This window comes from Collinsella aerofaciens (genome assembly GCF_028206995.1).
Lineage (GTDB): Bacteria > Actinomycetota > Coriobacteriia > Coriobacteriales > Coriobacteriaceae > Collinsella > Collinsella aerofaciens_AQ.
The window spans coordinates 97354-116140 of sequence record NZ_JAQLFL010000005.1 but is presented as its reverse complement, the minus strand read 5'-3'; the positions used below and the strand labels follow the sequence as shown (position 1 = coordinate 116140).

Below are 18787 nucleotides of genomic sequence, written 5' to 3'. Positions count from 1 at the left end.
TCTGTTTTTCGGAATGCCGCTTTCGTTTTTAGCTGGTTATTTCGCTTGCGTTGGTGGATATGTCGTGCGCTCTGCGTGTGGCAATATAAGATGGTTACTTGCGTTAAACGTAATTCGATTGTTCTGAGGGTAGGGGATTTCTTTGGGTCGTTCTGCGGATATGACGCCGCCTTTGCGTTGGCGGTTGGGTGTTGCTGGTGGCGTGACGTTGACCGTGCTGCTTGTTGACCAGCTGACCAAGCTTGCGGTTCGTGCCGTGGGCGATGCTCTGCATGTGACTGTTATCCCCGGTGTGATCGACTTCCTTTTCGTGCGTAACATCGGTGCTGCCTTTAGCATGGGCGAGGGCCATGGCATAGCGTTTGCCGTACTGGCGCTTGCGGTTATTGTCGCCATTGCCGTGTACTTGCTTCGCGCGCCCCAGCTTGCTCGCTTGGAGGTTGTGGGCATGGCTATGGTCGCGGGCGGCGCCATTGGCAACGCGATCGACCGTCTGGCCTTTGGCTTCGTGACCGATTTTATTGCCACCACCTTCATCGACTTTCCCGTCTTCAATGTGGCCGATATCGACATTACCGTGGGCGTTGTGCTCGCCCTCTTCGGCTACATGTTCTTGAGTCCCGCGGCCCGCGAGGTTGATGCGACTGCCGAGCTCAATGCCCGTGATGAGGCCCGCGCTAAGCGCAAAGCCAAGCAGCGTGGGGAGCGTGCCCGCAAGATTCGCGAAAGGAATGAGCGTTAATGGCCGACATCCATATTCTTGTTGCCGACGATTCCGCTGGTCAGCGTCTTGACGCCTATTTGGGCGCCAACGATGGCTGTCCCACGCGCTCTGCCTGCGCGCATCTGATCGAGGGAGGCGCCGTTGCCGTCAACGGTGAGACTTGTCTCTCTAAAAAGTACGCCGTACGCGCCGGCGATCGCATCTCGGTCGACTTGCCCGAGCCGCACGACCCGACCGACGTGATTCCCGAGGCCATTCCCCTCGATATCCGCTACGAGGACGACTACCTTATCGTGCTCTCCAAGCAGCGGAGCCTGGTGTGCCATCCCGCCCATGGCCACGAGAGCGGCACCCTTGCGAACGCTCTGGTCTACCACTGCGGCATCGATCATCTTGGTACTGTGCAGGGTGAGGACCGCCCCGGCATCGTGCATCGCCTGGATCGCGATACCTCGGGCCTTATGCTCGCGGCAAAAGACGACGACACCCAGCGCGCGCTTCAGAATCTCATCCGCACGCGCACGCTCGACCGTCGCTATATCACGCTCGTTCACGGTCACATCGCCATGGACGAGGGCACTATCAACACCGGTATTGCCCGTTCCACGCGCGACCGCGTGAAGATGGCGGTTTCGGATGACCCCTTTGCCCGTCAGGCCATTACGACCTTTAAGGTCCTCGAGCGCTTTGATTCCACGCGTTTTGACGACGGCTATACGCTCGTTGAGTGCCACCTGTTTACGGGCCGCACACATCAGATTCGCGTGCATATGCGCCATATCAACCACGCCTGCGTGGGCGATCCGCTCTACGGCAAGTGCGATGCGCGTGCCGATCAGGGCCTGACCAGGCAGTTCCTGCATTCTTGGCGCGTTGCGTTCGATCATCCCGTAACGGGGAAGCGCTTTGAGTGCCGTGACGAGTTGCCGTGGGATCTCGCTGCGGTTCTCGACGATCTGGCTCCGCGCTCGCTCGGTCGCACGGCCGTTGGAGATGAAATCGTTCCGCAGCTCGGTCTTCTCGAAGCCTAGCCAGTATTAGGTGGTTTCTTGAACTCGGTAAGCCTGCGGTAAGATATACGATTGTTTACGTTACACGTTGCTGGGAGCCTGCATGCTCGCCTTTTTACAAACCAACACACCCATCGTGGTCTTCAACCAGATTGTCGTCACGCTGCTCACGGTCTGCTTTCTGTACCAGGTGGTCTTCTTTGTCATTGGCGCTCTTCGTGGCGAGGTCGCGCCTCCCAAGGCCAAAAAACTCCATCGTTATGCTTTCTTTATCGCGGCGCATAACGAGGAGGCCGTGATCGCCAACCTTGTTCGCTCCATCAAGGACCAGGATTATCCGTCCGAGCTTATCGAGGTCTTCGTGGTTGCCGACGCCTGCACCGACAACACCGCACAGCTCGCGCGCGAGGCAGGTGCCATTGTTTACGAGCGCAATGATCTTGCCCGTAAGGGTAAGAGCTGGGTCATGGACTTTGGCTTCGACCGCATCCTCAACGAGTATCCCGACACGTTTGAAGGCTACTTTATCTTCGATGCCGATAACGTTATCTCCCGCGATTACGTGTCCAAGATGAACGATGCCTTTGACCAGGGATTCCATGTGGTCACGAGCTATCGCAACTCCAAGAATTTTGGCAGCTCGTGGATCTCGGCAGCTAATGCTACTTGGTACCTGCGCGAGGCGCGCTTTCTCAACAACGCGCGTAATATCTGTAAGACGTCTTGCGCCGTCTCGGGTTCGGGCTACCTCATCTCCGCCAGTGTTATTGAGGGCATGCACGGCTGGCAGTTCCACACGCTGACCGAGGACATTCAGTTCACTACGTTCTGCGCTATTCACGGTATTCGCATTGGCTATGCGCCGGCGGAGTTCTTTGACGAGCAACCCGTGACGTTCAAGGCATCCTGGAAGCAGCGTATGCGCTGGACCAAGGGCTTTTACCAGGTGTTCTTTACCTACGGCAAGCATCTGGTCAAGTCGACCTTCCGCTATCATCGCTTTGCCGCCTACGACATGTTCATGACGATCGCCCCGGGTATGCTGCTATCGCTGATCTCGATGCTCGCTAATGCGACGTTCTTGATTGTGGGTGGCCTTTCGCATGGTTTCTTGGCTACCGAAGTCGAGATGCAGGCGTGCGCCGCTTCGCTCATTATGACCTTCGCCATGATGTATCAGACCTTCTTTATCCTGGCGCTGCTCACGACTATCTTTGAGTACAAGCACATTCACTGCGCGCAAAAGTGGCGTCTGGTGACTAACCTGTTTACCTTCCCGATCTTTATGTTCAGCTATATCCCCATCACGGTGGCCGCGCTGTTCCTGAAGGTCGACTGGGTTCCTACCCAGCATGCCGTAAACGTCACCCTCGACGAGGTCATGCAAGGCGCCAAATAACCACCACCAAAACCACCGCAAAGGGGACAGGCACCTTTGTGGTGGTTTTTGCTTTTGCGATGCAGCTCGAGGAGGTACTCGATGTTTTATATCCCGTTTTGGATTTGCATCTTTGCCGGCGCGGCGATTGATGCCCGTCAGCGACGTTTTCCCAATGAACTTGCCGGTGCGTGTGCGGTGACGGCGTTAGTGGGCGTTTGGCTCGACAAAGGCGTTAACACAGCGCTTGACCACGCGGGTCTTGCCGTCATTGTGTATCTTGCTCTCGTGCTGACTGAGTCCCTCTGGCGTCGTCTTCGCCAAATCCCGGGCATCGGCATGGGGGATGCCAAGGCGCTCTTCGCGCTTTGCACGCTCGACCCTATGGGTGGCATCGTGGCATTTGCCGTCGCACTCCTGGCTCTGGCCCTTTCCTGCCTCTTCACAAAATCGCGCTCCCTGCCATTGCTCCCGTTTTTAGTGCCGATTTTTGCCATAATCGAGGTCGTGGGCTGCACTTTGTAACCGATTGCGCATCCTTCTTAAGGAGCATGCCATGGAATCTAATCAAGAAACGGCCGTCATTAAGGCGCGCATGGACCGTATTCCCTCAGCGTTGTCGCCCGAGCTTGTCGAGCGCATTGCCGCCGATCGTGCTTCGGGCTATGTCAACCCGTATCGTTGCAACGATGATCAGGTCATTCGTCGTATTGATCGCACTACCGACAAAGGCACGCTTATGCGTCCGGCGTTTATGCGCGATACCGAAAAGATACTTCATCTTCCGGCGTACACCCGGTATGCGGGCAAAACGCAGGTCTTTAGCTTTCGTAGCAATGACGATCTGTCACGCCGCGGTTTGCACGTGCAGCTTGTCTCCCGCATTGCGCGCGATATCGGTCGCGCCCTGGGGCTCAATTGCGATCTGATCGAGGCGATTGGCCTGGGCCACGACTTGGGACACACGCCTTTCGGCCATTCCGGCGAGCGCTTCCTCAACGATATCTATCACGAGCGTACGGGGCGTTTTTTTTTCCATAACGTGCAGTCGGTCCGCGTGCTCGACGCGTTGTATGGCCGCAACGTGTCGCTCCAGACGCTCGACGGCGTGCTATGCCATAACGGCGAGTACGAGCAGCGTGTGTTTGAGCTCTCGGACATGGGCTCCTTTGACCAGTTTGACCAGACGGTTGAGGATTGCATTGCCACGGGCTATAGCGCAATTGAGCATCTGCGTCCCATGACGCTCGAGGGCTGCGTCGTTCGCATCTCGGATATTCTTGCCTACGTCGGTCGTGACCGTCAGGATGCGATCGCGGCGGGCCTGCTTTCGCCCGACGCTTTTGATGATGGCCGGGGCGGTGCCTACAACAGTTGGATCCTCACGCATGCCTCTATCGATATCGTTGAGCACAGCTATGGTAAGCCGCGCATCGAGATGAGCGAGGACCTGTTTGAGGAAATTCGCCGAGCCAAGCGCGAGAACTACGAGAAGATCTATAGCAAGGGCGGTATCGAAGGCGATTCCGAGGCGGAGCTGCGCGAGGCGTTCGTAAAGCTCTACGACCGTTGCCTGCGGGATCTAAACAGTGGCGACGAGTCCTCTTACATCTTTAAGCACCATATTTCGCGCATTGAGCAGCAGCTTTTCTACTATGATCGCACCTATGCCTGGCAGGACGACAAGGATCAAGCCGTGGTGGATTATATCGCGAGCATGACGGACGGTTATTTCTGCGAGCTGACGAGCAAGCTGTTCCCTGGTCTGGAGTTTCCGCACCGTACCTATATTAACGAACGGTAGTTCGTATTAATTCGGTATACTGTTAGTGGAAAACGTTTTTGATTGATACACGGGATGGCTATGGACGACCTTTTTTCTGCTTCGACGCGCGAGCGTTCCTTTCAGAATGCGCCGCTTGCGGTGCGCATGCGCCCCAATTCGCTCGACGAGTACGTGGGCCAGCAAAAGGCCGTCGGTAAGGGTTCATGGCTGCGTGCCGCGATCGAGCACGACGTGCTTTCGAGCGTGATTCTGTACGGGCCTGCCGGTACGGGCAAAACGACGCTGGCCCACATTATCGCCAACCATACCAAGAGCGAGTTTGTCGAGGTCAGCGCCGTCACGGGTACCGTGAAGGACCTGCGTCGTGTGATTGATGAGGCCAAGACGCGCCTGAATACGTACGACCGCCGCACCATTCTATTCATCGATGAGATTCACCGCTTCTCTAAGTCGCAGCAGGATGCCCTGCTGCATGCAGTTGAGAACCGTACCGTCATTATGATTGGCGCTACGACGGAGAATCCGTACTTCGAGGTCAACTCGGCGCTGCTCTCACGTGGTCGCGTCGTGGAGCTTGAGCATTTAAAGGACGAGGATATCGCCATGCTTATCGAGCGTGCGCTCGAGGCACCTCAGGGCCTGAACGGCAAATTCTCGGCCGATGAGGATACGGTTAAGACCATTTGCACGCTGGCAGCGGGTGACGCTCGCTCGGCGCTCACGACGCTTGAGCTTGCGAGCGAGATTGCCGTCACGCGTCCCGATACCGAGGGAACGCCAGCGCCTGCGGCGGGGGAGCGCTATCCCATCACCGTGGATGACGTGAAGATCGCCAACCCGCGTCGCGGCTTTACGTATGACAAAAACGGCGACATGCACTACGACATCATCAGTGCGTTCATCAAGTCCATGCGCGGTAGTGACCCCGATGCCACGATCTATTGGCTCGCGCGCATGATCGATGCTGGGGAGGATCCTAAGTTTATCGCTCGCCGCATTATGATTCACGCTTCTGAGGATGTTGGCAACGCCGACCCGCAGGCGCTTTTGGTGGCGCATGCCGCGTTTAAGTCTGCCGAGGTCATTGGCTATCCCGAGTGCCGCATTAACCTGGCTCAGGCTGCACTCTATGTGTGCTTGGCGCCAAAATCCAACGCGTGTGAGGCTTCGATCGATGCGGCACTGGCCGATATCCATTCTAGTGGGCTTCGCGAGGTGCCGAGTTATCTGCGCGATCGCCATCGCCCGGGCAGCGATGAATACGGTGTGTATAAGTATCCACATGATTATCCCGAAGGCTGGGTCGATCAGCGCTATTTGCCCGAAGGCTTGGAACGCGGTGCATTTTGGCAGCCTGCCGGGCGCGGCTGGGAAGAGTGGCGCGTAGAGCAAAGCGAACGCGACCGCAGCGGGAATGCACCGAGGTAGCTGCTGATAATTTTGTCCCACGTTGCTGCTCATGGCATGTTCGGTCCCCTTTGGGGTACCATGAAAAGCGTCTGTATTTCGATTCTTCCGGGAGGCTTGTATGAGTCCCATTCAAATCGCCCTGCTGCTGCTCGCCGTTGCCGGCGTGTGGGCCATCGCTGAGCTCGCGCTTACCCTGCGCAAGACCCGCAATGTTGTCGACTCGCTCGATAAGACCGTGAACGACCTCAACAACACCATCGCCGAGGCTCAGCCTGTGGTGGCAAAGCTCGATGGCGCTGTCGATGAGCTTACGCCGGCGCTTGCCCAGATGGAGCCGCTGCTTAAGTCGAGCAAGACGGCAGTTGATGCCCTTACCTCCAATCTCGTAGAGGTCGAAGCCGTGGTTCGCGACATTTCCGAGGTTACGGGCAGCATGGCCGAGGCCAGCAATGCTGTGTCGAGCGTGACCGACTCTGCCGCCGGTGCTGTGCAGAAGCTCTTCAATAAGGTGAAGGCTCCTGCAGCTGAAGCCGAGCGCAAGCTTTCCGCTGCCGCCGAAGAAGCCGAGCAGCCGACCGAGCGCGTCTTGATTGGCGAGGACGAGGCCGCCGCGGGCGACGATGATGGCCAGAAGTCTGTAGCCAAGCCGGCTCAGTATTACACCTATACACCCTCCGAGACCTCTGAGGAGTCCTGCGATGAGTAGCGAAGCAACCTGCCCCATCACGCTGACCGTTGCCGGTGACCCGCGTCTCGCTCGCCTTGTGCGCATGACGGCAGCCAACGTTGGTGCCCTGTGCTCTATGTCTGTCGATCGCATCGAGGACATCCGTATGGCTGCCGAGGAAGCCTTCATCTTTGGCTGCACGGCTGTTGATTCCGACGATATCTCGATCAAATTCGATGTCGATGAATCGCACGTGGGCATGACCTTTACCTTTGGCGATCAGGCGACTGTCGATGAGGATGACCAGGCAGCGGTATATGCCGAACTCATCCTCGCGAGCGTGTGCGATTCCTACGAAAAGACTGCGGCGCCCCTGACGCTTTCCCTCGACCTCAAGGCGGATATCTAATATGACCGAACGTTCCCGGAGCGGCAAGACCGCTTGGGACAAGGAGAAAACCCGCGAGCTGTTTCGTCGTTACAAGGAGACCGGTGATCCGGACGCCCGTGAGCAGCTCGTCATGTCCCATATGAACCTGGTAAGGTTTCTTGCCAACAAATTTAAGAATCGCGGCGAGCCGCTCGACGACCTCATGCAGGTCGGCTATCTGGGTTTGCTCAAGGCTATCGACCGTTTTGACCCCGAGCGCGGGCTCGAGTTCACGACGTTTGCAACACCCACTATCCTGGGCGAGATCAAACGCCATTTCCGCGACAAGGGCTGGAGCGTGCGCGTACCGCGTCGTCTGCAGGAGCTCTCGGCCAAGGTCAACCAAGCTACTGACAAACTTACCAACGAGCTTCAGCGTTCGCCCAAGGTTGAGGAGATCGCTGAGTATCTAGATGTGACGGTCGATGAGGTCCTCGAGGCTATGGAATCGTCTTCGGCCTATACCTCGGTGCCCATCGAGGCTCCTGGTGCGTCCGATTCCGACGATGCCCCCTCGATTCTCGACCGTTACGCCGACGACGACAACGAGCTCGACTTTACCGATGACCGCCTAGTGATCGAGGAAGCCATCCGTGATTTCTCGCCGCGCGAGCGCGAGGTGATCGAGCTGCGCTTTGTGAAGGGCATGACCCAGATCGAGATCGCCAAGAAGCTGGGTATTTCTCAGGTGCAGGTTTCGCGTCTGCTGCGCCGCACGCTTAAGAAGATTCAGGACAAGATCGACCCCGACGGAGTGATGATTCGTTCATGAGTGAGCACCCCCAACAAACCGATCGCGTGCTGCGCGACACCCGCATTCTGACGCTGCGCATTTGGGCTGTTGTCGGCTGCATTGTCATCGCCGCTGTCATCTTTAACCTTATGGGCATCCTGGCGCCGGTTATTGAGTTTCTTGCCGTCGGCTCCATCATTGCTTTTGTGATGTCCCCGATCACCAACTGGCTCGAGCACCATGGCGTGAATCGTGGCATCGGTTCGCTTATCGCGCTTATTGTTGTTGTTGCCGTGCTCGTCGGTGTCGTTTGTATCTTGTCGCCGATTCTCTTTGGTCAGATCATGGAAGTCCTGAGCCGCCTGCCCGAGCAGCTTCGTGTTGCAGGTGGCGATCTCAACGAGATGATCTCGCATGCAAAGACGCTCAACAACACGCCGCTCAAGGAGTATTTGGACGATAATCTTTCGTCGCTGGTTGCCGTGGCATCGAGGTATGTGTCTCAGATTGCCGCCGAGCTTGGTCGTGGTGTGTTCCCACTCATCACCAATACGGCCTCGCAGCTGTTCGTTATCTTCCTTGGCCTGGTGCTTGCCTACTGGATGGCCTGCGACTACCCTCGCATGCACCACGAGATTTGCACCATCATCGGTCAGGAGAAGGAGACCTCGTACCGCTTTATGGTCGCCATCCTTTCTCGCTCTGTCGGTGGCTACATGCGCGGTATGGTCGTGACGTCCATCTGCGGTGGTTTCCTCGCCTTTATCGGTTTTATGATCATCGGCCATCCGTATGCGGCGCTCATGGCTATCTTTACCGGCATCATGCATTTGGTTCCGGTCGTCGGTCCCTGGGTGAGCGCAGCAATCGCCACGGTGCTCGGTTTCATGTTCAGCCCCATGTTGGCGTTATGGACGCTCATCGTGACGATGGTCGCGCAAAACGTCACCGATAACGTCATTTCGCCCAAGGTCATGCAGAGCTCGGTGCAGGTGCATCCCATCATGAGCCTCACGGCGCTCGTTATTGGCTCGGCACTCATGGGCCCCATCGGCATGATTATTGCCATCCCGCTTTGTGCGGCCCTCAAGGGTATCTTCGTGTACTACTTCGAGAATGAGACCGGCCGACAGCTTGTGGCCTATGACGGCGCCGTGTTTAAGGGCACGCCGTACCGCGATGCCGATGGCAACCCGGTCGCCGCCTACGACGCGCTCGGCGACGACACCTTCATCTACGAGTCCGAGCTCATCGGCAACGAGACTGCGCCCGAGGCCAAGGCCATGCCCAAGCCCGAGCTCGATAATCCCTGGATCAAGCTCTCAGGTCTGCAACCTGATGCCACGGGCTTCTTCAAGAACCCCTTTGCCAAGGACGATGACTCCAACTCGGACGACGATACCAAAACCGGTATCGACGGCTCCATGGACGATGACGATAACTAGCGGGGTAATTCGGGTTAACATTCATACGTGCTAACATGCAATTTCGCTGGAGGGTCGCTGTTTGGCGGCCCTCTTTTTTGCACTTGCGCGGTGGGATGGTAATATCGTTACGTTTGAACTGTTTCGATGTGAAACCGAGGAGATTCCCTCTATGAGTGCTGACTACCCGTCAATGACTACGGCCGAGATTCGCTCCAAGTTCCTCAACTTCTTTGAGGAGCGCGGTCTTAAGCTCTATCCTTCTTCGTCCCTCGTCCCCGACGATCCTTCGCTGCTGCTTGCCAACGCCGGCATGAACCAGTTTAAGGAGTACTACCAGGGCAAGAAGACCATGAAGGAGATCGGCGCTATCTCCTGCCAGAAGTGCGTCCGCACCAACGACATCGATTGCATCGGCGAGGACGGCCGTCACCTGTCCTTCTTTGAGATGCTCGGCGACTTCTCCTTTGGCGGCGTCTCCAAGCAGCAGGCTTGCGCCTGGGCCTTTGAGCTCATCACCAAGGAGTTCAAGCTGCCGCTCGACCGCCTGTACTTTACCGTCTTTACCGAGGACGACGAGACCCACGACGTGTGGCGTTCTCTGGGCGTTGCCGAGGACCACATCTCCCGCTTGGGCGAGGACGACAACTTCTGGGCCGCTGGCCCCACTGGCCCCTGCGGTCCCTGCTCCGAGATCTACTTTGACATGGGCGAGGAGGTCGGCTGCGGTAGTCCCGACTGCAAGCCCGGCTGCGACTGCGACCGCTTCCTGGAGTTCTGGAACCTCGTCTTTACCCAGTATGACCGCCAGGAGGACGGCTCCATGCCGGAGCTGCCGCACCGCAACCTCGATACGGGCATGGGCCTGGAGCGCATGGCCGCCATCATGCAGCACAAGACCGCCAACTACGACGGCGATCTGATGCAGCACCTCATCAAGCTGGGCGAGAAGATTAGCGGCAAGACCTATGACGCCGACGATTACTCCGGCGCCAGCCGCTCCCTGCGTATCATCGCCGACCACTCCCGTGCCGTCGACTTTATGATCTCGGACGGCATCCTTCCCGGTAACGAGGGTCGCGAGTACGTCCTTCGCCGCCTGCTCCGTCGTGCCGTGTTCCACGGTCGCCTGCTGGGCATCGAGGGCGCCTTCCTGACCAAGTTCATCGACGAAGTCAACGCTCAGATGGGCGAGGCTTATCCCGAGCTGTTCAAGAACGTCGCCCTCGTCAAGGGTATCGTCGCCTCCGAGGAGGAGCGCTTCTCCACGACGCTCGACAACGGCCGTGTTTACCTGGACGAGGCCCTGGCAGCGCTTGCCGAGGGCGCTGTGCTTCCGGGCGACGTTGCCTTTAAGCTGCACGACACCTTTGGTTTCCCCATCGACCTGACCGTCGAGATCGCCGGCACCGCTGGCCACGACGTCGACATGGACGGCTTCACTGCCTGCATGGAGGACCAGAAGGCCCGCGCCCGCGCCAATGCCAAGGGCGACGCCTGGGGCAGCTTCAACGACGTGTGGGTTGAGCTTTCCGACAAGGTCGCTGCGACCGAGTTCGACGGCTATGACAACGATGTGATCGAGGGCGCCAAGGTTGTCGCCATCGTGCGCAACGGCGAGTCCGTCGAGTCCGCTGCCGCCGGCGAGGACGTCGAGGTTGTGCTCGACCGCACCCCGTTCTATGCCGAGATGGGTGGTCAGCAGGGCGATGCCGGCAAGCTTTCCGCCGAGGGCGTTGTTCTGACCGTTGCCGACACCAAGAACCACAACGGCCTGTATGCTCACGTCGCGCACGTTGCCGATGGCACGCTGACTGTCGGTGCCGCTGTTACCGCCGCGCTCGACGCCGAGCGCCGTGGCTTCCTGCGCCGCAACCACACCGCCACGCACCTGCTCGACGCCGCCCTTAAGCAGGTCCTGGGCGAGCACGTCTCTCAGGCCGGCTCGCTGGTGACGCCCGAGCACCTGCGCTTTGACTTCACGCACTTCGAGGCTCTGTCCTCCGAGCAGCTCAAGGCTGTCGAGGACTTGGTTAACCAGCAGATCTTCGCTTCCAAGCCGGTCGTGACCCGTGTCATGGGCATCGACGAGGCTAAGGCCGCCGGCGCTGTCGCTCTGTTTGGCGAGAAGTACGGCGATGTCGTCCGCGTCGTCTCCGTGGGCGCCGAGGACCAGCCGTTCTCCCGCGAGCTCTGCGGTGGCACGCACGCTGCCAACACTGCTGAGATTGGCCTGTTCAAGATCATTTCCGAGTCCTCTACGGGCTCGAATGTCCGTCGTATCGAGGCCGTGACCTCTAAGGGTGCTCTCGACTATATGGCCGACCGCCTGGCGCTCGTCGACGCCGCCGCCGCTGCGCTCAAGTGCCGCGTAGACGAGGTTCCCGCCCGCGTGGAGAACCTGCAGGCCGAGCTGCGCGAGACGTCCAATAAGCTCAAGAAGGCTCTGACCGGTGGCTCCTCCGACGCCATCTCCAGCGCCATCGAGGGCGCCGTCGAGCTCGACGGCTATAAGCTCGTTGTCGCTGAGCTCCAGGGCCTTGAGGCTGCCGACCTGCGCAACGTATGGGATACCGTGCATCAGAAGGTCGCCGGCCCCGTCGCTTGTGTCGTCGCCAGCGTGACTGAGAAGGGCACTCCGGCCCTGCTCGCTGCCGGCTCCGATGACGCCGTCAAGGCCGGTTTCCACGCCGGTAACGTGATCAAGCAGATCGCGGGTCTGGTTGACGGTCGCGGTGGCGGTCGTCCCAACATGGCCCAGGCCGGTGGCAAGAATGCTGCCGGCATCGCCGATGCCCTCGCGGCCGCTAAGACCGCGCTCGGCGCCTAAGAATCTAAGAAGTCGCTGTGGTTGCGCTCGCGCTGGACATAGGGGAGACCAGGATTGGCATCGCCGTCTCGAGCCGTGATGGCAAGATGGCGATGCCTGTCAAGGTGCTTCCGGCTGCCGAGGTCACCGGTATGGCCAAGACGTTCCGCTACCTGGTTGAGGACTATGAGCCCGACATCCTGGTAAGCGGACGTCCCCTGACCATGGCCGGTGAGCCCGGCCCTCAGGCCGAGCGCGTTGCCGCCGTGGCGCAAAAGATTGCCGACGAGCTCGATCTTCCGCTTGAGTTTGAGGACGAGCGTCTGTCCTCGCAAGAGGCCAAGCGTATCCTGCGCGAGCAGGGCCTCAACGAAAAGCAGATGAGGGGCAAGATCGACATGATTGCCGCCAGCCTGTTTTTGCAGACGTGGCTCGATCGTATAAACGAGGAGGTTTCGCATGCCTAACGCTTCCGATCCGCGCCAGCAGAATCGTACACGGCAGCCGGCGTCGCGCCCTGCTCAGCCTGGCCAGCGTTCGGCACAGCCGACGCAGCGTGCAGCTCAGCCTGCCGCGCGCCCGGCGCAGTCCTTCTCTCATTCGGCCCAACCTGTTCAACGGACGGGTCAGCAGCCATCTGCTCGTTCGGTTCAGCATTCGGCTTCTCACGCGGCTCAGCAGCCCACTGCTCGTACGGCCCAGCCTGCAGGCGGTACCCGCTTTAAGCAGCAGGCACCTACTCAGCGAACTCAGGCCCCTCAATCGCATTCGCATCACGCTCGCGGTTCGCATGGCGTTGCTCCGGCGACCCGCTCGAGCTACAACACGCATGCTCGTCGCGCTGCTCAAAAGAAGAGTTCTCCGGTTCCCATGATTATCGGCGTTGTGGTGGCGGTGCTCGCGCTTGCTGCGATCGCCTTCTTTGTCGTGCCGGCCGTCAAGGGCTTCTTTGCCGGTGAGGATACGAAGGTCACGGCTGGTCAGCAGGTTACGGTGACCATTCCCGATGGTGCTTCGGGCGATACGATCGCCTCGATTCTCTCCGAGAACCATATCGTAGAAAATCCCAAGGATTACTATGCGGCGGTGAAAAAGCTCAACGCCGATATGTCGCTCAAGCCTGGTGATTATTCGTTCACCACACTCATGGATGCGACCAAGGTTGTTCAGCAGCTCATGGAAGGCCCCAACGTGGGCTCCAATACGCTGACTATCCCTGAGGGCCTGACGGTCGATCAAGTCGCCGACCGTGTGGCCCAGGCCTACGACAGCATCTCTAAGGAAGACTTCCTCAACCAGGCCAAGGCCTCCAACTACGTGGACGACTATAGCTTCCTTAAGGGCGCCGCCAACGACTCGCTCGAGGGTTTCTTGTTCCCCAAGACCTATTCGCTGGGTGATTCGCCGACGGCCGATGGCGTGATTCGCGCTATGCTCGATCAGTTTAAGACCGAGTACAAGTCGCTTGACTTTGCGAGCTGCGAAGCCAAGATCAAGGAACGCTACGGTGTGGAGATGTCCGACTACGACATCGTTAACCTTGCCTCGATCGTTGAGCGCGAGGGCCTCAACGCCGATCAACGTGCGCATGTGGCCTCGGTTTTCTACAACCGCCTTGCCGGCAAGCTCGATGGCCTGCGCTATCTCAACAGCGATGCGACTATGATGTATGTCACCGGTGGCGAGGTTACCGCCGACGACCTGCAGAGCGATAGTCCGTATAACACCTATAAGCATGAGGGCCTGCCGCCCACGCCCATCTGCTCTCCGTCGCTCGAGGCGCTCAAGGCCACCCTTGAGCCGACCGACTCCGATGACCTGTATTTCTACATTACGCAGGACGAGGAGTACTTCTCGCAAACCTACGAAGAGCATCAACAGTCTTGGAATTAGCATGAGGATTTTTAGCCCCAAACGATACGTTGCCTCGGTCGATCGCATCGACCTTGATACCCTGTGGGCCGACGGCAAACGCGCCATTCTGCTCGATCGCGATAACACCCTGGTGCCGCGCGACACCGAGCAGGTTCCCGCCGCGGTTTCCGCTTGGCTCGACGCCGCCCGCGCCAAAGGCTTTAAGCTGTGCATGGTGTCCAACAACTGGCATCGCGACCAGGTCATGAGCTCTGCGCGCGAGCTGGGACTCGAGGCCATCAGCCACGCCATGAAGCCGGCGCCGTTTGCCCTCAAGGCGGGCCTTAAGCGCCTCGGCGCCACAGCCGGTGAGGCTGTGCTGATCGGTGATCAGCTCTACACGGACGTGTGGAGCGGCAACTTCGCCGGCGTCGATACCATCCTGGTAAAGCCGCAGGCGACGCAGGACCTGTGGTATACGCAGATCTTCCGTATCTTTGAGCGCCGGGCCCTGCGCGACCTTCCCTGCGAGGAATAGGTTTCGCCATGTCTCAGCACATCAAACACGGCTGCGACCATATCTTCTTTATCGGCTTTTTGGGCGCGGGCAAATCGACGCTCGCGCGCAACGTCGGCACCATGTTCAAGCGGCGTTTTATCGATACCGACCGCCTGGTCGTGCGCCGTTGCGGTAAGTCGGTAACCGAGATTTTTGAGACCGAGGGCGAGGATCGTTTTCGTGAGCTCGAGACCTCGGCGCTCCGTTCGCTCCAAAGTGAGCGCAGCCTGTTGGTTTCGTGCGGGGGCGGTATCGTCGAGACGCCGGTGAATATTGAGCTGATGCACGAAATGGGTACGTGCGTGTACCTCGAGGGCGACTTCGAGGATTCGATTCGCCAGATTCGTCGGTCCGACACGCGCCCCGATTTCCGTTCGCCCGAGCACGCTGCGCGCCTGTTTGAGCATCGCCGTCCGCTGTATCGCCAGGCCGCCGACCTTACCCTTGATATTCGCAACAAGTCCTTCGAGGACGTTTCCTACCTTTGTGCCGAGATGCTTTTGGAGCGTGGACTGCTATGATTCGCCGTCAACTGATCAATTTCCAAAACCGCAGTGTCGATGTCCGCGTCGGATTGGGCGCGTTCGATGAGCTGTCGCGCATGTTTGCCTCGGCTGTGGGCAAGCCTAAGCGCGCAATGGTGGTTTGGAACTCCGCCACATCCGAGCGTTTTGGTGAGGTCGTCGAGCATGCGCTGGTCGACGCCGGTTTTGTCGTGTCGCCGCTAGTCCTCGAGGTTTCGCCTGCCGGTGCTACGCTGGCCGATGCCGATACCGTCTTTGGCGCCCTTTCGGCTAACGGCATTACCTGCGACGATCTCGTTGTCGCTGTCGGCGACACAGCGACCTGCTCGGTTGTTAGCTGGTGCGCCAACCAGTGGTGTGGCCGAACCGAGTGCGCGTTGCTGCCGACGACCTTCGATGCAATGCTCACGGTCGCGACGACCATGAAGCCGCTCGTCGCTTCGTCGGCCAATGCGCTTCCCGCCATCGCGTTCCGTCCCGAACCGGGCTTGGTCGTGTGTGACCTCGACCTTGTTCGCGAGGCGGACCCCGAGGACCTCAAGCTCGGCTATGTGGTACTTGTTGGCACCATGCTTTCGAGCAGCAAGTCCCGCTGGAATCAGTTTACTGAGACCGTCCCCGAGATTCTCGCGGGCGAGGAGGTCGCGCTCGTCAATGCCGTTCAATGGTCTCAGACTGCCCGCAAGGACGTACTGATGGCCACGAACCCGAGCGCCCGCCATGCGCTCGATTTTGGCAAGACGGGGGAGCGTACCTTGCGCGCTTGCTTGGGCGATGCCGCTTCGCAGGTCCCTGCCTACCAGCTGTTGTCCGAGGGCATGCGCTTTGAGGCGCGCCTAGCACATGACGCCTGCGACTTCGATATCGATTACGTTTTTGAGGTCGATGACTGCCTGGAGGACTTTGGTATCGAGGAACTTGCCTTCGATCTGGAGCCTGCCGCATATATCGAGGAGTTCCGCAAGCAGCAGTTTGCACGCTCGAACCGCAGCATGTTGCCGCTGCCCGCGGCGCTCGGCGCCATTCGTCTAACGAGCGTTGAGGACGAGGTTCTTGAACGCCACGCTCATGCCTACTTGGCTTCTCGCAAAGAACTTCTCTAAGATTTATTGACATCCATCGTCTTTCGTATCATGTTGAGGGGCGGGTTTTCAATCGGTTGCGGATCGCATACGATTCCGTACGTTGATTGAGACCCGTCCCGTCTTTATAGAGACAACAAGAAAGGAATCTGCATGTCTGAGTTTGCTGCCGGTCCTGCCGGTCGTATCGAGCGTGTCCGTGCCCTGATGGTCGAGCGTGGCTACGACGCCATCGTGGTGCGCGACGAGGCCAACCTTCGTTGGCTTACGGGCGTGAAGGGCGTCTTCGACTACACCTTCGAGTTCCCGCACGCTGCGTTTATTACGGCCGACCAGTGCCTGTTCCACACCGACTCGCGCTACCTCAACAGCTTTGAGGAGAACACGCCCGCCGGCAGCCCCTGGGTCTACGACATGGACGAGGGCACCATCCCCGGTTGGGTCGCCGGCAAGATTGCGGCCAACAAGTGCCGCGTCTGCGCTGTCGAGGACGATATGCAGATTAATTTCTACCAGGGCATTCAGCGCGGCCTGGAGGACCGCTCCGTCGCCTGCATGCTGCCGCTGATGCACGACGACATCCGCAAGATGCGCGCCATCAAGGACGCCGAGGAGATCGAGCTCATGCGCCACGCACAGTCGATCACCGACGCCGCCTTCCAGCACATGCTCGGGTTTATTAAGCCCGGTATGACCGAGAAGCAGGTTCGCAACGAGCTCGAGAACTTTATGTTCGCCAACGGCGCCGACAGCCTGGCCTTCGGCTCCATCGTGGCGAGCGGTCCCAACACCGCCAACCCGCATGCCGTGCCGAGCGATCGCGTGATCGAGAAGGGCGATTTCGTCCTCATGGATTACGGCGCGGGCTACTGTGATTACCGCTCCGACATGACGCGCACCGTCGTGATGGGCGAGCCCACGCAGGAGCAGCTCGACCTGTACGCGCTCGTGCGCCGTACGCACGAGGAGTGCGTCGCCGCCATCCATCCGGGCGTCGAGGGCAACGACATTTTCAAGCTTTCCAAGAAGATCATCGGCGATGCCGGCTATGGCGATTACTACAACCATGGTCTGGGCCACGGCGTCGGTATCGACATCCACGAGCTGCCCAACTTCAACCGCAGTAAGAACACCATCGAGATCGGCTCGGTTGTCACCATGGAGCCCGGCGTCTACCTGCCCGGCGTGGGCGGCGTGCGCCTGGAGGACTATGGCGTGGTCACCGAGAACGGCTACGAGCCCTTCACCAAGACCCCGCACGACCTGCACATTATCGACTGCTAGTCTACTTCGGTAGATAGTTTGGGGCGGGGCGTCCGGAGCAATTCGGACGCCCCGCGTTCTCTTTTTATGCGCTCGCTGCAGGCGCCGTCTGCAAGTGTATAATTTCGGTCGTATGTAATTTGGACGCTTGTGCGTTCTGCCCATAACAAGAAAGGTCGCTATGCCTACCATTTCTACCGCCGACTTCAAGAACGGCCTCGGTCTCCGCATCAAGGACAAGGTCTACACCATCGTCGAGTTCCAGCATGTCAAGCCGGGCAAGGGCGGCGCGTTTGTGCGCTACAAGACCCGCGACATCAAGAGCGGCCGCGTCGTCGAGAACACCTGCAACGCCGGCACCAAGTTCGAGAGCGTCATGCTCACTACCCGTGAGTTCCAGTACCTCTACAACGATGGCACCGACTATATCTTCATGGACAACGAGTCCTATGAGCAGGTTCCCGTTCCCGAGGACATGGTGGGCGAGAACTCCAAGTGGCTGCGCGAGAACGACGTCTGCCAGCTGCTCTTCGCCGACGATGAGCTCATGGGCGTGACCCCGCCGATGTTCATCGAGACCACCATCGTCCAAACCGACCCGGGCTTTAAGGGCGACACCGTCCAGGGTTCCACCAAGCCGGCCACGATCGACACCGGCGCTGTCATCCAGGTCCCCATGTACCTCAACGAGGGCGAGGTCATCAAGGTTGACACCCGCGACGGCAAGTTCGTCTCCCGCGTCTAGCAACCAAATCTTCTAGGAGGACTCATGCCCCAGGAAATCAAGATTGACGGCATCGGCATTTCGCCCGATGTTCTGACCGCCATCGTCTCGCGCGCCGTGTCCGATGTCGAGGGCATCGCCTCCGTTGGCGTCAAGGACCTTGCCACCAACCTTGTCTCCATGATGCTCTCGTCCAAGGCCCCGGCTTCCGAGCCGGCGGTCGAGGCCGAGGTCGTCGGCGACAAGCTCGCACTCACCGTGCGTGTCGTGGTGTTCTTTGGCTATCCGTTCAAGAAACTCGCCGAGGCCGTTCGCGCCGCCGTGGTCGCCGCCATCGATGCCCAGGTGGGCGTCGAGGTCGAGCGCGTTGACGTTTGCATCGACGGCCTCGTTTTCCCCAAGGAGTAACC

The 18787-nt window shown here is 59.1% G+C and carries 19 protein-coding genes; all 19 read left to right on the top strand.

Annotated features, from left to right (window positions below; all coding sequences use genetic code 11):
* Window positions 1-142 precede the first annotated feature (142 nt).
* The 19 genes from lspA to PMX60_RS05220 all read left to right on the top strand — a co-directional run bounded on the left by lspA (window position 143) and on the right by PMX60_RS05220 (window position 18785).
* Window positions 143-742, top strand: coding sequence for a signal peptidase II (gene lspA, locus PMX60_RS05310; RefSeq protein WP_271747151.1), 600 nt, complete (start codon window positions 143-145; stop codon window positions 740-742).
* Window positions 742-1755, top strand: a complete 1014-nt coding sequence (locus PMX60_RS05305) for an RluA family pseudouridine synthase (RefSeq protein WP_271747150.1) — start codon at window positions 742-744, stop codon at window positions 1753-1755. The genes lspA and PMX60_RS05305 overlap by 1 nt, the downstream gene beginning before the upstream one ends.
* An 82-nt stretch (window positions 1756-1837) precedes the next feature.
* Entirely contained in the window at window positions 1838-3133 is a 1296-nt protein-coding gene (locus tag PMX60_RS05300) for a glycosyltransferase family 2 protein (RefSeq protein WP_195234985.1), read from the top strand.
* An 81-nt stretch (window positions 3134-3214) separates the two neighbouring features.
* Window positions 3215-3637 (top strand): prepilin peptidase, encoded by a 423-nt coding sequence (locus PMX60_RS05295; protein ID WP_161144951.1) that lies wholly within the window; start codon window positions 3215-3217, stop codon window positions 3635-3637.
* A 31-nt stretch (window positions 3638-3668) separates the two neighbouring features.
* Window positions 3669-4916 (top strand): deoxyguanosinetriphosphate triphosphohydrolase family protein, encoded by a 1248-nt coding sequence (locus tag PMX60_RS05290; RefSeq protein ID WP_271747149.1) that lies wholly within the window; start codon window positions 3669-3671, stop codon window positions 4914-4916.
* Window positions 4917-4976: 60 nt separating this feature from the next.
* Window positions 4977-6326, top strand: coding sequence for a replication-associated recombination protein A (locus PMX60_RS05285; RefSeq protein WP_271747148.1), 1350 nt, complete (start codon window positions 4977-4979; stop codon window positions 6324-6326).
* A gap of 100 nt (window positions 6327-6426) precedes the next feature.
* Entirely contained in the window at window positions 6427-7014 is a 588-nt protein-coding gene (locus PMX60_RS05280; protein WP_195520454.1) for a hypothetical protein, read from the top strand.
* Window positions 7007-7384 carry a hypothetical protein gene (locus PMX60_RS05275; protein WP_022094590.1) on the top strand — a complete coding sequence of 126 codons (378 nt, stop codon included), beginning with the start codon at window positions 7007-7009 and terminating at the stop codon, window positions 7382-7384. Before PMX60_RS05280 ends, PMX60_RS05275 begins: the two co-directional genes overlap by 8 nt.
* A 1-nt stretch (window position 7385) precedes the next feature.
* Window positions 7386-8177: an RNA polymerase sigma factor SigF gene (locus PMX60_RS05270; protein WP_022094589.1), complete on the top strand. Its 792-nt coding sequence runs from the start codon at window positions 7386-7388 to the stop codon at window positions 8175-8177.
* The gene (locus PMX60_RS05265; RefSeq protein WP_260698955.1) at window positions 8174-9583 is read left to right on the top strand and encodes an AI-2E family transporter; all 1410 of its coding nucleotides are present in this window, start codon (window positions 8174-8176) and stop codon (window positions 9581-9583) included. Before PMX60_RS05270 ends, PMX60_RS05265 begins: the two co-directional genes overlap by 4 nt.
* 151 nt (window positions 9584-9734) lie before the next feature.
* Window positions 9735-12392, top strand: a complete 2658-nt coding sequence (gene alaS / locus PMX60_RS05260; RefSeq protein WP_271747147.1) for an alanine--tRNA ligase — start codon at window positions 9735-9737, stop codon at window positions 12390-12392.
* Between the two features lie 17 nt (window positions 12393-12409).
* The gene (gene ruvX / locus PMX60_RS05255; RefSeq protein ID WP_271747146.1) at window positions 12410-12838 is read left to right on the top strand and encodes a Holliday junction resolvase RuvX; all 429 of its coding nucleotides are present in this window, start codon (window positions 12410-12412) and stop codon (window positions 12836-12838) included.
* Window positions 12831-14264: an endolytic transglycosylase MltG gene (gene mltG, locus PMX60_RS05250; RefSeq protein WP_271747145.1), complete on the top strand. Its 1434-nt coding sequence runs from the start codon at window positions 12831-12833 to the stop codon at window positions 14262-14264. Before ruvX ends, mltG begins: the two co-directional genes overlap by 8 nt.
* A 1-nt stretch (window position 14265) precedes the next feature.
* Window positions 14266-14763 carry a YqeG family HAD IIIA-type phosphatase gene (locus PMX60_RS05245; protein WP_271747144.1) on the top strand — a complete coding sequence of 166 codons (498 nt, stop codon included), beginning with the start codon at window positions 14266-14268 and terminating at the stop codon, window positions 14761-14763.
* A gap of 8 nt (window positions 14764-14771) precedes the next feature.
* Window positions 14772-15305, top strand: coding sequence for a shikimate kinase (locus PMX60_RS05240; RefSeq protein WP_035138190.1), 534 nt, complete (start codon window positions 14772-14774; stop codon window positions 15303-15305).
* Window positions 15302-16411, top strand: coding sequence for a hypothetical protein (locus tag PMX60_RS05235; protein ID WP_035138192.1), 1110 nt, complete (start codon window positions 15302-15304; stop codon window positions 16409-16411). The genes PMX60_RS05240 and PMX60_RS05235 overlap by 4 nt, the downstream gene beginning before the upstream one ends.
* A 132-nt stretch (window positions 16412-16543) precedes the next feature.
* Window positions 16544-17674, top strand: a complete 1131-nt coding sequence (locus tag PMX60_RS05230; protein ID WP_271747142.1) for a M24 family metallopeptidase — start codon at window positions 16544-16546, stop codon at window positions 17672-17674.
* Between the two features lie 160 nt (window positions 17675-17834).
* Complete coding sequence (gene efp, locus PMX60_RS05225) at window positions 17835-18398, top strand: elongation factor P (protein ID WP_117799248.1); 564 nt, start codon at window positions 17835-17837, stop codon at window positions 18396-18398.
* 24 nt (window positions 18399-18422) lie between these two features.
* Window positions 18423-18785 (top strand): Asp23/Gls24 family envelope stress response protein, encoded by a 363-nt coding sequence (locus PMX60_RS05220; protein ID WP_006233982.1) that lies wholly within the window; start codon window positions 18423-18425, stop codon window positions 18783-18785.
* Window positions 18786-18787: the final 2 nt, after the last annotated feature.

Excerpts from the sequence above, each read along its gene's own strand:
- PMX60_RS05305 (WP_271747150.1), top strand. The coding sequence starts at position 742 with ATGGCCGACATCCATATTCTTGTTGCCGACGATTCCGCTGGTCAGCGT.
- alaS (WP_271747147.1), top strand. The coding sequence starts at position 9,735 with ATGAGTGCTGACTACCCGTCAATGACTACGGCCGAGATTCGCTCCAAG.
- PMX60_RS05220 (WP_006233982.1), top strand. The coding sequence starts at position 18,423 with ATGCCCCAGGAAATCAAGATTGACGGCATCGGCATTTCGCCCGATGTT.
- PMX60_RS05275 (WP_022094590.1), top strand. The coding sequence starts at position 7,007 with ATGAGTAGCGAAGCAACCTGCCCCATCACGCTGACCGTTGCCGGTGAC.
- PMX60_RS05240 (WP_035138190.1), top strand. The coding sequence starts at position 14,772 with ATGTCTCAGCACATCAAACACGGCTGCGACCATATCTTCTTTATCGGC.
- PMX60_RS05235 (WP_035138192.1), top strand. The coding sequence starts at position 15,302 with ATGATTCGCCGTCAACTGATCAATTTCCAAAACCGCAGTGTCGATGTC.
- PMX60_RS05245 (WP_271747144.1), top strand. The coding sequence starts at position 14,266 with ATGAGGATTTTTAGCCCCAAACGATACGTTGCCTCGGTCGATCGCATC.
- PMX60_RS05300 (WP_195234985.1), top strand. The coding sequence starts at position 1,838 with ATGCTCGCCTTTTTACAAACCAACACACCCATCGTGGTCTTCAACCAG.
- PMX60_RS05285 (WP_271747148.1), top strand. The coding sequence starts at position 4,977 with ATGGACGACCTTTTTTCTGCTTCGACGCGCGAGCGTTCCTTTCAGAAT.
- efp (WP_117799248.1), top strand. The coding sequence starts at position 17,835 with ATGCCTACCATTTCTACCGCCGACTTCAAGAACGGCCTCGGTCTCCGC.
- mltG (WP_271747145.1), top strand. The coding sequence starts at position 12,831 with ATGCCTAACGCTTCCGATCCGCGCCAGCAGAATCGTACACGGCAGCCG.
- PMX60_RS05290 (WP_271747149.1), top strand. The coding sequence starts at position 3,669 with ATGGAATCTAATCAAGAAACGGCCGTCATTAAGGCGCGCATGGACCGT.
- PMX60_RS05280 (WP_195520454.1), top strand. The coding sequence starts at position 6,427 with ATGAGTCCCATTCAAATCGCCCTGCTGCTGCTCGCCGTTGCCGGCGTG.
- PMX60_RS05270 (WP_022094589.1), top strand. The coding sequence starts at position 7,386 with ATGACCGAACGTTCCCGGAGCGGCAAGACCGCTTGGGACAAGGAGAAA.
- PMX60_RS05265 (WP_260698955.1), top strand. The coding sequence starts at position 8,174 with ATGAGTGAGCACCCCCAACAAACCGATCGCGTGCTGCGCGACACCCGC.
- PMX60_RS05295 (WP_161144951.1), top strand. The coding sequence starts at position 3,215 with ATGTTTTATATCCCGTTTTGGATTTGCATCTTTGCCGGCGCGGCGATT.
- PMX60_RS05230 (WP_271747142.1), top strand. The coding sequence starts at position 16,544 with ATGTCTGAGTTTGCTGCCGGTCCTGCCGGTCGTATCGAGCGTGTCCGT.